This is a genomic window from Pseudomonas sp. NFACC04-2 (assembly GCF_900119265.1).
GTDB classification, from domain to species: domain Bacteria; phylum Pseudomonadota; class Gammaproteobacteria; order Pseudomonadales; family Pseudomonadaceae; genus Aquipseudomonas; species Aquipseudomonas fluorescens_AA.
Genome location: NZ_FPJC01000008.1, coordinates 225,270 through 237,388 on the forward strand (window position 1 = coordinate 225,270; position 12,119 = coordinate 237,388).

General features: G+C 62.0%; 11 protein-coding genes. 5 read left to right on the plus strand and 6 right to left on the minus strand.

Features of this window, described 5'->3' with window-relative positions:
* Nucleotides 1-73: 73 nt before the first annotated feature.
* From BT125_RS13865 to BT125_RS13875, 3 genes are all read right to left on the minus strand, one after another.
* Nucleotides 74-841 (minus strand): TerC family protein, encoded by a 768-nt coding sequence (locus BT125_RS13865; protein WP_072407745.1) that lies wholly within the window; start codon nt 839-841, stop codon nt 74-76.
* A 74-nt stretch (nt 842-915) separates the two neighbouring features.
* Nucleotides 916-2,223, minus strand: a complete 1,308-nt coding sequence (locus BT125_RS13870) for a CitMHS family transporter (RefSeq protein ID WP_053189433.1) — start codon at nt 2,221-2,223, stop codon at nt 916-918.
* Between the two features lie 397 nt (nt 2,224-2,620).
* On the minus strand, nt 2,621-2,959 hold the full coding sequence (locus tag BT125_RS13875; protein WP_072407747.1) for a DOPA 4,5-dioxygenase family protein: 339 nt from the start codon (nt 2,957-2,959) through the stop codon (nt 2,621-2,623).
* Nucleotides 2,960-3,043: 84 nt separating this feature from the next.
* Between BT125_RS13875 and BT125_RS13880 the strand changes: the two genes are divergently transcribed.
* On the plus strand, nt 3,044-3,703 hold the full coding sequence (locus BT125_RS13880; RefSeq protein ID WP_072407749.1) for an NAD(P)-dependent oxidoreductase: 660 nt from the start codon (nt 3,044-3,046) through the stop codon (nt 3,701-3,703).
* An 80-nt stretch (nt 3,704-3,783) separates the two neighbouring features.
* Here BT125_RS13880 and BT125_RS13885 read toward each other — a convergent pair whose 3' ends face one another.
* A complete protein-coding gene (locus BT125_RS13885; RefSeq protein WP_072407751.1) occupies nt 3,784-4,734 on the minus strand; it encodes a choline sulfate utilization transcriptional regulator in 951 nt (316 codons plus the stop codon).
* A 114-nt stretch (nt 4,735-4,848) separates the two neighbouring features.
* On the opposite strand from BT125_RS13885, the gene betC reads away from it, so the two are divergent.
* From betC to BT125_RS13900, 3 genes are all read left to right on the plus strand, one after another.
* Nucleotides 4,849-6,363 (plus strand): choline-sulfatase, encoded by a 1,515-nt coding sequence (gene betC, locus BT125_RS13890; protein ID WP_072407753.1) that lies wholly within the window; start codon nt 4,849-4,851, stop codon nt 6,361-6,363.
* Nucleotides 6,364-6,378: 15 nt separating this feature from the next.
* Nucleotides 6,379-7,299 (plus strand): choline ABC transporter substrate-binding protein, encoded by a 921-nt coding sequence (gene choX, locus BT125_RS13895; protein ID WP_072407755.1) that lies wholly within the window; start codon nt 6,379-6,381, stop codon nt 7,297-7,299.
* 164 nt (nt 7,300-7,463) lie between these two features.
* Entirely contained in the window at nt 7,464-9,032 is a 1,569-nt protein-coding gene (locus tag BT125_RS13900) for a SulP family inorganic anion transporter (RefSeq protein WP_072407757.1), read from the plus strand.
* 74 nt (nt 9,033-9,106) lie between these two features.
* Here the strand turns inward: BT125_RS13900 and aroE are convergent, their stop codons facing one another.
* Both aroE and hemF read right to left on the minus strand, forming a co-directional pair.
* Nucleotides 9,107-9,928 carry a shikimate dehydrogenase gene (gene aroE, locus BT125_RS13905; protein ID WP_072407759.1) on the minus strand — a complete coding sequence of 274 codons (822 nt, stop codon included), beginning with the start codon at nt 9,926-9,928 and terminating at the stop codon, nt 9,107-9,109.
* Between the two features lie 13 nt (nt 9,929-9,941).
* Nucleotides 9,942-10,856 carry an oxygen-dependent coproporphyrinogen oxidase gene (gene hemF, locus BT125_RS13910; RefSeq protein ID WP_072407761.1) on the minus strand — a complete coding sequence of 305 codons (915 nt, stop codon included), beginning with the start codon at nt 10,854-10,856 and terminating at the stop codon, nt 9,942-9,944.
* 163 nt (nt 10,857-11,019) lie between these two features.
* On the opposite strand from hemF, the gene BT125_RS13915 reads away from it, so the two are divergent.
* Nucleotides 11,020-11,997 (plus strand): NADPH:quinone reductase, encoded by a 978-nt coding sequence (locus BT125_RS13915; RefSeq protein WP_072407763.1) that lies wholly within the window; start codon nt 11,020-11,022, stop codon nt 11,995-11,997.
* Nucleotides 11,998-12,119: the final 122 nt, after the last annotated feature.

A 12,119-nucleotide genomic window follows, 5' to 3' on the forward strand; every position in this document is an offset into this window, starting at 1 on the left:
ATGCACTAGGCCACTTTCATACCAGCATGAAAAAGGGGCTCCAAAGAGCCCCTTTATTCACTGCCCCATGTCATTACTGACCGGGTACATCCTTACGCAGTTTCACCGGATCCTGCTGCTTGCGCTTGCGGGCCATGGCGGTGCGCATCTTGATGTTGACCGCTTCCACCGCCAGGGAGAACGCCATGGCGAAGTAGACGTAGCCTTTTGGTACGTGCACGTCGAACGACTCGGCGATCAGCACGGTACCGACCACCAGCAGGAACGACAGCGCCAGCATCTTCAGCGACGGGTGTTTGTCGATGAACGTGCTGATGGTGCCCGAAGCCAGCATCATCACCAGTACGGCAACGACGATGGCGGCAACCATCACCGGTACATGGGAGACCATGCCGACCGCGGTAATGACCGAGTCCAGGGAGAACACGATGTCGATGATCGCGATCTGGATGATGGTGTAGATGAAGTTGCCGCCCTTGCCCGAAGGTTCGTCGTTGCTTTCATCTTCGCCTTCCAGCGCGTGGTACATCTCCTGGGAGCTTTTCCACAGCAGGAACAGGCCACCGAAGAACAGGATCAGGTCACGACCGGAGATGCCCTGGCCGAACACTTCGAACAAATCCGCCGTCAGGCGCATGACCCAGGTGATGGACAGCAGCAACAGGATCCGCGTGATCATGGCCAGCGCCAGGCCGAAGATCCGGGTGCGCGCCTGCATGTGCTTGGGCATGCGGCTGACCAGGATCGAGATCATGATGATGTTGTCGATACCCAGGACGATTTCCAGGGCGGTCAAGGTAAAGAAGGCAACCCAGATTTCCGGGTTGGTCAGCCATTCCATGTGAGTTCCTTTGAGCGAGTGTTAGGCCCGGCCGGCCTTCTTGTCAGATAGACACGGCAGAGCGAGCGTTGCTTTTATAGAGTGCTGAACAGCGGAAAAATCCCCATCAGCAAGGCGGCGAACATTATGCACAGGCAAACCAGCACTGCCCACTTCAAGGTGAAGCGCTGGTGATCGCCGAACTCGATCCCAGCCAAGGCTACCAGCAGGTAGGTCGACGGAACCAGTGGGCTCAACAGGTGGACGGGCTGGCCAACGATGGAGGCACGGGCCATTTCAACGGCAGTGATGCCGTAATGGCTGGCGGCTTCGGCCAAAACCGGTAACACCCCGTAATAAAATGCATCGTTAGACATGAAGAAGGTGAAGGGCATGCTCACCAGCGCAGTGATGACTGCCAGGTAAGGACCGAGGAACTCCGGAATGACCGCCAGCAGGCTCTTGGACATGGCGTCGACCATGCCGGTGCCAGACAGGATGCCGGTGAAGATACCCGCCGCGAAAATCAGCCCGACCACCGCCAACACACTGCCGGCGTGGGCCGCGACGCGGTCTTTCTGCTGTTGCAGGCACGGGTAGTTGACGATCATCGCGATGCTGAAGGCCACCATGAACAGCACCGGCAGCGGCAACAGGCCGGCGATCAGGGTGCACATCAGGGCCAGGGTCAGCGCGCCGTTGAACCAGATCAGCTTCGGACGACGGGCGTCCGGGAACTGGGACACGCTGATTTCGCTGTGGTCGATCTCGTCGCCCGCCAAGTGCAATTCACCCAGGCGTGCGCGCTCGCGTTTGCCATACATGTAGGAGATCGCCAGGATCGCCGCGACGCCGGCCAGCATGGCGGGAATCATCGGCACGAAGATGTCGGACGGGTCCACATGCAGCGCACTGGCCGCCCGGGCCGTCGGGCCGCCCCAGGGGGTCATGTTCATCACGCCACCGGCGAGGATGATCAGGCCGGCCATGATGCGCGGGCTCATGCCGATGCGGCTGTAGAGCGGCAGCATCGCGGCCACGCAGATCATGTAAGTGGTCGCGCCGTCACCATCGAGGGAAACGACGAGCGCCAGAACGGCGGTACCGACCGAAACTTTCAACGGGTCGCCCTTGACCAGCTTGAGGATCTTGCGCACGGCCGGGTCGAACAGGCCGGAGTCGATCATCAGGGCAAAATACAGAATCGCGAACATCAGCATCACCCCGGTCGGGGCGAGCTTGGTGATGCCTTCGAGCATCATCGGGCCGATCTTCGGCGCGAAGCCACCGAACAGGGCGAACAGGATCGGGATAATGATCAGGGCGATCAGCGCGGACAGGCGCTTGGTCATGATCAGGAACATGAACGTGATGACCATGGCGAAGCCAAGGAAAGTCAGCATGGGAAATACTCCAGGCGTAGCGCGGCTATGAAAGGCGAACCGGACAGGTCAGCGCGAAATGCAAAGCACGAGAGGGACGGATGGAGTGGGTGCGGCGGGACGGGTAGCAGCGGACATCAGAATCACCATTGTTGTTGTTAAAAGGGCCGAACGAGCCTTGAAAACTCGCTTTTGGCCGACCGGTCTTTTGCCGGAAGTGCGGTGATCCTAATCGCGCTAGCTTTCAGCAAGCTTTCGCCGTTGCAATGGCTGATGGTTGGTCAAGCGAGTCTGTGCAGCTATGCAGCTGTGTAGCTGTGTGGCGAGGGAGCTTGCTCCCGCTGGGCTGCGAAGCGGCCCCAGGATTTGCGGCCGCTGCGCGACCGAGCGGGAGCAAGCTCCCTCGCCACAACAGCAATCAGGTGCTTGCCTTAAACGCTGAAAGATTCAACGGCCGCACCGCGCCCATCCAGATCGCATGCTCGGTGTGGTCCGTCAGGTCATCGCCGGTCTCCGGGTGCAGGAAAATCACCAGGCCCTTGCGATTCAGCGCCAGCCACGGCAGGACCACGCCGATGTACTGGGGATCGAACGCCAACTGACAACTCCAGTCCGGGTGCGGGCCGACCGGACGTTGATGGACACGGCCCATTTTCAGCGGGAACAGCCGCGCCGCTTCCTCGCACAGGGCCCGCGCCTGGTCGAGGGTGCTGGCGTCGAAATACACATGGGCGTGGTAGCCCTTGATCCGCTGCATCTGTACTCCTTGGAAAAGAGGCCGAACCCTCGCCGTTTGCCGCGGGTCAGAGCCTTTACATGCGCGTTAGAGAGGGAAACAGCCATGAAAAACGCCGAAACCCCGGTCATCAAAGTGGTGCTCTATGGTGCCATGAGCAGCCTCGGCAGTGCGTTGATGGCTGAAATGCTGCGGCGCCAGCATGAGGTCATCGCCATTCTCGACGATCTTACCGCTCTGGCTCCACGCCCGGGCCTGCGGACCAAGACCGGCGATCTTTTCGATCCGGAGCGGGTCAAGCAAAGCGTTGCCGGCGCTAGCGCCGTGGTGTGTCTATTGAACGCGCCGGGGTTGCCGATGAACAGTGAACAAGTGGAGCGCACGTTGATTCCCGGCCCGGTGGAGCAAGTCCTGGCGGTGGATGCCCTGATCGCCGGCATGCAAGCGGTGAACGTGCCCCGGTTGTTCCTGATCGGCGACTTCGCCGTACTCGACGAGGAGCAGGCCGACGACGATTTGCAGCGTCATGCCGCCGAAGAAGTGCTCGACGCCCTCAAGAACAGTACCTTGCAATGGACCTTGGTCAACGCCCCTTACGCTGCGCCAGGCCTGGGCATCGAGCATTTCAGCCAGGTCAGCACCAGCCTGGAACCCGGCATGGCTGAATCCCTGGAGCGGCTCAACCGCGTGGCGGTCGGCATCGCCGATGAGCTGCGCCTGAACCTGCATGTGGGCGAGCATGTCAACTTTGTGGCCGCCCACTAGCTGACGACAACTACATCCGTGGCGAGGCTTGCTCCCGCTGGGCTGCGAAGCAGTCCCAAAACATGGCTCTCGCCACGGCCTCAAACCGCAATGGAAGGCAGCGGCAATCCCGTGAGCGATTCGGCGCTATTGGCCTGTTCCTCCGTCAACCAATCGACGAATTGCCTGATCAGCACACCGCGCCGTTTACGCTGAGGCAAGACCACGTAATACCCCAGCCGCGACAGCACCGTTTCGGCGATCGGCCGACACAGCAGCCCTTGCGCCAATAAGTTATCCACAAGGTGTCGCCAGCCGATGGCGACACCTTGGCCGCCAATCGCCGCCTGGATGAGGAGTGTGTAGTTGTCGAAGCGCAATTGCCCGGGGGCGGGCGGCGAGGTGATGCCCAGCTCGCGGAATACGCCGCTCCAGTCGAACCAGCTGTTGCTGTTGCCCGCTCGCAGGTGCAGCAATGGAAACTCCGCCAAGGCCTGGGCGGGCAAGGGCAGGGGACGTTCCTTAAGCAGCAGCGGGCTACAGACCGGAAAGACTTCTTCGCTGAACAGCCAGCGACTTTCGCCTTGCTTGAAGCGACCGTCGCCGAACAGCACGGCAACGTCGATATCGGTCCGCAGCATGTTGTGGTTGCGTTCGCTGGTCACCAGGCTCACGTCCACCTGGGGGTTGGCGGCGTGAAAGCGATGCAGGCGCGGCATCAGCCAGTAAGCGGCGAAGGCGAAGTCCGTGGCGACCTGCAGCACCTCATGCTGGTGTTGGGCGGTGATCGCGCTCAGCCCGGCATCGATGCTTTGCAGACCGGCCTGCACCTGCTCGAACAGGATCGTCCCGGCCTCGGTCAGTTCGATGCCACGGTAGATCCGGTCGAACAACCGTGTACCCAGTTGCTCTTCCAGGCGCTTGATCTGCTGGCTGATGGCCGGCTGCGTGGTGCCCAGCTCAATCGCCGCCGCCGTAAAGCTTTGTTGGCGGGCTGCGGCTTCAAAGGCACGGAACAGTTCCAGGGACAGGTTACCCAAGGCGTCATACATAAGCTGTGCTTATCCTAGTCATTATCCTGCATGGGCTTTACCCCAAAACCTGGGGGCTACATGCTCAATCGCAGCAATGTCGCATAACTGCCTACTATGGAATGCCGCGAATACATGAAGCGCAAGAACATTCTTTTCATCATGGCCGATCAAATGGCCGCGCCAATGTTGCCGATCTACGGTCCTTCGCCGATCAAGCTGCCGAACCTGTCGCGCCTGGCCGCCGAGGGCGTGGTGTTCGACGCCGCCTATTGCAACAGCCCGCTGTGCGCGCCGTCGCGTTTCACGTTGGTGAGCGGCCAGTTGCCCAGCAAGATCGGCGCCTACGACAACGCGGCGGATTTTCCTGCGGACGTGCCGACTTACGCCCATTACCTGCGCCGCCTCGGCTATCGCACGGCATTGTCCGGCAAGATGCACTTTTGCGGTCCCGACCAACTGCACGGCTACGAAGAGCGCCTGACCAGCGACATTTATCCGGCCGACTACGGCTGGTCGGTGAACTGGGACGAGCCGGACGTGCGGCCGAGCTGGTACCACAACATGTCGTCGGTGTTGCAGGCCGGCCCTTGCGTGCGCACCAACCAGCTGGATTTCGATGAAGAAGTGGTGTTCAAGGCCCAACAGTACCTGTTCGACCACATCCGCGAAGACGGTGACCAGCCGTTCTGCCTCACTGTGTCGATGACCCACCCACACGACCCGTACACGATTCCCAAGGCGTTCTGGGATTTGTATGACGACAATGACATTCCGTTGCCGCAGACACCGGCGCAAACAGACCTCGATCCACATTCCCAGCGGCTGCTGAAGGTCTATGACCTGTGGGACAAGCCACTGCCTGTGGATAAAATCCGTGATGCCCGCCGCGCCTATTTCGGCGCGTGCAGCTACATCGACAGCAACGTCGGCAAGCTGCTGCAAACCCTGGAAGATACCGGTCTGTTGGACGACACGATCATCGTCTTCTCCGGCGATCATGGGGACATGCTCGGCGAAAAGGGCCTGTGGTACAAAATGCACTGGTTTGAAATGGCTGCCCGCGTACCGTTGCTCATCAGCGCACCGGGACAGTTCGCCAGCAGTCGGGTGGGCGCGGCGGTGTCCACCGCCGACCTGCTGCCGACCCTGGTGGAACTGGCCGGCGGTACGCTGGAACCCGGCTTGACACTGGATGGCCGTTCGCTGGTGCCGCATCTGCAAGGGCAGGGCGGGCATGACGAAGTCTTCGGTGAATACATGGCCGAAGGCACCATCAGCCCCTTGATGATGATCCGCCGTGGCCCGTGGAAATTCATCTACAGCGAAGACGACCCGTGCCTGCTGTTCGACGTACGCAACGATCCCAAGGAGCTGGAAGATCTCAGCCAATCTCCTGAGCATCAAACCCTGTTCGCCGATTTTCTCGCCGAAGCGCGCGCCAAGTGGGATATTCCGGCTATTCATCAACAGGTGCTCGCCAGCCAGCGCCGCCGCCGTTTTGTCGCCCAGGCGCTGACCCTGGGCAAACTCAAGAGCTGGGACCACCAGCCGCTGGTGGACGCCAGCCAGCAGTACATGCGTAACCACATCGATCTCGACGATCTGGAGCGCAAGGCCCGTTATCCACAACCCTGCCAAAACCAATAACGTAAGGGGAAGCACATGCAAAAGTTATCCACAGTACTGACCGCTGGGCTGTTGGCGTTGAGCAGTGTTTCGGCGTGGGCCGAGCAGAGCTGCGAGACCGTGAAAATGGCTGACCCGGGCTGGAGTGACATCGCCGCGACGAACGCCATCACCGGTTTCCTGTTGGATGGCATGGGCTACAAGGCCAAGGTCGACACGCTCGCGGTGCCGATCACCTTCGGCGGCCTCAAGGACGGCCAGGTGGATGTATTCCTGGGTAACTGGATGCCGGCGCAGCAGGGCTTCTATGACAAATTCGTGGCCACGGGCGACGTCACGCAACTGGCCAAGAACCTCGACGGCACCGAGTTCACCCTGGCGGTTCCGGATTATGTCTGGGACGCCGGTGTGCATAACTTTGCCGACCTGAACAAATTCGCCGACAAGTTCGAGAAGAAGATCTACGGCATCGGCTCCGGCGCCCCGGCCAACCTCTCCCTGAAAGAAATCATCAAGACCAATGACTTCGGCATGGGCGAGTGGAAACTGGTGGAGTCCAGCGAGCAGGCGATGTTGGCGGAAGTCTCCCGGGCGGTGAAGAAACAGAAGTTCGTGACCTTCCTGGGCTGGACGCCGCACCCGATGAACGTGCAATTGAAAATGCACTACCTCAAGGGCGGCGAGAAGTATTTCGGCGATACGGGCAGCGTCTACACCTTGACCCGCAAGGGTTATGCACAGGCCTGCCCGAACGTTGGCAAGCTGTTGACCAACCTGAGCTTCACCCAGGAAATGGAGAACAGCATCATGGCCGAGGTGGTGAACAACAAAGTCAGCAACGCAGATGCGGCCAAGGCCTGGATCAAGGCCAACCCGGCGGTGCTGGATAAGTGGCTGGACGGCGTGAAGACCCTGGATGGCAAGGATGCGTTGGCGGCGGTGAAGGCCAAGCTCTAGGCATAATGGCGAGGGGCTTTTGTGGCGAGGGAGCTTGCTCCCGCTGGACTGCGCAGCGGTCCCGATTTTTTGCGGCCGCTGCGCGACCGAGCGGGAGCAAGCTCCCTCGCCACGGGTGATCCCTCGCCTGATACTCTTGCGCCAAACCCCATCCTTGAGGCCCCATGGCAATCCCCACGCGCCGTTCACTCTTCCCCTTCCTGAGCTGGCTGCCCCGGCAGACCCGCGCCAGTGTCGGCCGTGACCTGATCGTTGGTCTGAGTGGCGCGATTCTCGCGTTGCCGCAGTCCATCGCCTACGCCCTGATTGCCGGTTTGCCCCCCGAGTACGGCTTGTACGCAGCGATCGTGCCGGTGCTGATCGCCTGCCTGTGGGGGTCGTCATGGCACCTGATCTGCGGTCCTACGGCGGCAATCTCCATCGTCTTGTACGCCACCGTTAGCCCTCTGGCGGTGCCCGCCAGCCAGGACTACATCACCTTGATCCTGCTGCTGACGGTGCTGGCGGGGATTTTCCAGTGGCTGCTAGGGTTGTTGCGTTTCGGTGCGCTGGTGAATTTCGTCTCCCATTCGGTGGTGCTGGGTTTCACCTTGGGGGCGGCGGCGGTGATCGCATTGGGGCAGTTGCCGAACCTGCTGGGCCTCGACTTGCCGAACGAAGCCACGGCGCTGCGGAGCCTGCTGATGCTGGTCGAGCACATCGGGGCTGTGGATAAGCCATCGCTGCTGCTGGGGTTGGGCACGCTGCTCCTGGGTGTGGTGCTCAAGCGCTTGCTGCCGCGCTGGCCGAGCCTGTTGATAACTTTAATCATCAGCAGTCTGGTGGTCTGGCTGTGGCCGGCGATGTTCGGGCATGTGGCGCTGGTCAGTGCGTTCGCCGGGCGCCTGCCGCCGCTCACCCTGCTGCCGCTGGACCTGGAACTGATCCTGCGCTTGCTGCCCGGGGCCGTCGCGGTGGGCATGCTCGGGCTGGTCACCAGCCTGTCCATTGCCCGTTCGTTGTCGGTACGTTCCGGGCAATTGCTCGATGCGAACCAGGAGGTGAGGGCGCAGGGGCTTTCCAACCTCGTTGGTGGATTTTTCTCCGGATCCTTGTCGGCCGGTTCCTTCACCCGTTCCGGCCTCAGCTATGAAGCCGGGGCCTGCTCGCCCCTGGCCGGGGTGTTCTCGGCCTTGTGGGTGGCGTTGTTTGCGGTCGCCGGGGCGAAACTGATCGCGCACATCCCGATTCCGGCCATGGCCGGCAGCATCCTGCTGATCGCCTGGGGGCTGGTGGACCACCGTGGTATCCGAGCTTTGTACCGCGTGAGCCGCGCCGAATTCATGGTGATGAGCCTGACCTGCCTGGCCACGTTGCTGCTGGAACTGCAAACCGCCATTTATGCCGGCGTACTGGCTTCGCTGTTCTTCTACCTCAAGCGCACCTCACAGCCGCGGGTGCAGCACTTTCGCGAGGGGGAGGCGGAGATCCTGCGGGTGGGCGGCTCGATCTTTTTCGGCGCCAGCCATTACCTGCAAGTACGCCTGCAACGGTTGCAGGCGCAGCGGGTGGTGATCGATGCCCAGCAGATCAACTTCATCGATTATTCCGGGGTGGAAATGCTCCACCAGGAAGCCCGGCGCCTGCGCGGCCAGGGGCGTAGCCTGACCTTGCGCATGGCCCGGCCGCAGGTGGTGGAGGAGTTGTTGAAGCTGGAAGGACCGGAGCATTGCCCGATCCATTTCGAGGATTGAAAACTGTAGGGGACTTGAGGCAGACACATACCTGTGGCGAGGGGATAAATCCCCTCGCCACAACAGCCTGAGGCCTACAGCGCGAGCTGTCGGCGCAGCTCGGTCAGCACGGGCGCGGTGTCCGGGCGCACCCCGCGCCACAGGTAGAACGCTTCGCCCGCCTGTTCGGCGAGCATGCCCAGGCCATCCATCGCCACCGCCGCCCCGTGCCCACTGGCCCAACGGCAGAATGAGGTCGGCTCCTTGCCATACATCATGTCGTAGCAGACCGTCTTGCCGGGCTCGATCAAGCTGGCGGCAATCGGCGGTACATCCCCCGACAGGCTCGCGGAGGTGGCGTTGATGATCAGGTCCACCGGCTCTTGCAGCCAATCGAACCCACTGGCCGAGACCGGGCCCAGGTCGGCGAACAACTCGGCCAGCACTTCGGCTTTTTCCACGGTGCGGTTAGCGATGACCACCGAGGCCGGCGCTTCGGCCAGCAGCGGTTCCAGGGCGCCGCGCACCGCGCCGCCGGCCCCCAGCAACAGGATGCGCTTGCCCTGGAGGCTGAAGCCGGCGTTGACGGTCAGGTCCCGGACCAGGCCGGCGCCGTCGGTGTTGTCACCCAACAGGCGCCCGTCGGCCAGTTTGCTCAACGTATTGACCGCCCCGGCCCGCTGGGCTCGCTCGGTCAGGGTGTCGGCCAGGCGAAAGGCGTCTTCCTTGAACGGCACCGTGACGTTCGCCCCACGCCCCTCGCGGAAAAATGCCTGGGCGCAACCGGAGAAATCCTCCAGCGGTGCCAGCAGCGTGCTGTAGTCCAGGGTTTGCCCGGTCTGCTCGGCGAACAGGCGATGAATCAACGGCGACTTGCTGTGGCCGATCGGGTTACCCATTACAACGTAGCGATCCATGGAATATCCCCGTTCAGGCCGTTGCCAGCCAATCGCGATCCTGCAGGAAGTACTCGGTCAGCCGCGCCTCTTCGCTGCCCGGCTCGGCTTTCCAGTCGTAGCCCCAGCGCACTTGCGGCGGCAGGGACATCAGGATCGACTCGGTACGCCCGCCCGATTGCAGCCCGAACAGGGTGCCGCGGTCGTAGACCAGGTTGAATTCCACGTAACGCCCACGGCGATATTCCTGGAATTCCCGTTGCTTGGCGGTGAACGCGTCATGCTTGCGACGACGCACGATGGGCAGGTAGGCATCGATGTAGGCGTCGCCGATGGCGCGGATGAAGGCAAAGCAGGTGTCGAAACCCCACTCGTTCAGGTCGTCGAAAAACAGGCCGCCGATGCCCCGGGGCTCGTTGCGATGCTTGAGGTGGAAGTAGCTGTCGCACCAGGCCTTGTAGCGCGGATACACCTCGGGGCCGAACGGCGCGCAGGCTTGCTCGGCGACGCGGTGCCAATGGACGCAGTCCTCTTCTACGCCGTAGTAGGGCGTGAGGTCGAAGCCACCGCCGAACCACCAGACGGCTTCTTCGCCTTCCTTTTCGGCGATGAAGAAACGCACGTTGGCGTGGGAGGTCGGCACATGGGGGTTGTGCGGGTGGATCACCAGCGACACGCCCAAGGCTTCGAAGCCGCGTCCGGCCAGTTCCGGCCGATGGGCGCTGGCCGAGGGTGGGAGGCCGCTGCCGAAGACGTGGGAAAAGTTGACGCCGCCCTTTTCGATCACCGTGCCGTTTTCGATCACCCGCGTGCGACCGCCACCCCCGGCTGGCCGGGTCCAGGCATCTTCGACGAAGCGCGTGCCGCCGTCCTCGGTTTCCAGGGCGGCGCAGATTCGGTCTTGCAGGTCGAGCAGATAGGCTTTCACGGCCTCGGTACGAGTGGACATGACGTCACCTTGATCAGGGCTACGCTACGCGGCGTATAGCGGGCCGGTGGCAAATGGGCGCACAGGATACCACCGCACTTGCCCACGCCACAGTTGACGACGGTCAAGCTTAGGAGTCCGATAGCAGGCTTGGTAAAAAGTCTGCGACAAGGAGAAAGTGAAGATGGCCAAACGTATCCAGTTCAGTTCCCACGGCGGTCCCGAAGTACTCGAGTATGTCGACTATCAGCCGGCCGAGCCGGGCCCGCAGCAGGTACGCGTCAGCAACAAGGCGATCGGCCTGAATTTCATCGACACCTACTACCGCAGCGGTCTTTATCCGCCACCGGCGCTGCCTTCGGGCCTGGGCGCCGAGGGCGCGGGCGTGGTCGAGGCCATCGGTCCAGGCGTCACGCGGTTCAAGGTCGGCGACCGGGTGGCGTATGGCAGCGGACCGCTGGGGGCCTACAGCGATGTGCATGTATTGCCCGAAGCCAACCTGGTGCATCTGCCCGAATCCATCAGTTTCGAACAGGCCGCTGGCGTGATGCTCAAGGGCCTGACCGTGCAATACCTGTTGCGCCAGACCTATGAACTCAAGGGTGGCGAAACCATCCTGTTCCACGCCGCCGCTGGTGGCGTGGGCTCCTTGGCCTGCCAATGGGCCAAGGCCTTGGGCGTGAAGCTGATCGGTACCGTCAGCTCACCGGAAAAAGCCGCCATCGCCAAATCCCATGGCGCCTGGGAAACCATCGACTACAGCAAGGAAAACGTCGCACAGCGGGTGTTGGAATTGACTGACGGCAAGAAGGTGCCCGTGGTGTACGACGGCGTTGGCAAGGACACCTGGCTGACCTCCCTGGACAGCGTCGCCCCCCGTGGCCTGGTGGTGAGCTTCGGCAATGCCTCGGGGGCAGTGGACGGTGTGAACCTGGGGATTCTCTCGGCCAAGGGCTCGCTCTACGTCACCCGCCCGACCCTGGCGACGTACGCCAACAATGCCGAAAACCTGCAGCGCATGGCCGATGAACTGTTCGGGATGATCAGTAGCGGCAAGCTCACGGTGGACATCAACCAGCGTTATCCACTGGCGGAAGCGGCCAAGGCCCAGACCGAACTGTCGGCGCGGCGCACGACGGGGTCGACGATTCTCTTGCCCTGAGATTTGATGGTTCAGGTTGCTTGAAAACCTGTGGGAGCGAGCTTGCTCGCGAAAGCGTTGTGCCAGTCGACATCAATGCTGGTTGACCTGACGCCATCGCGAGCAAGCCCGCTCCCACAAGG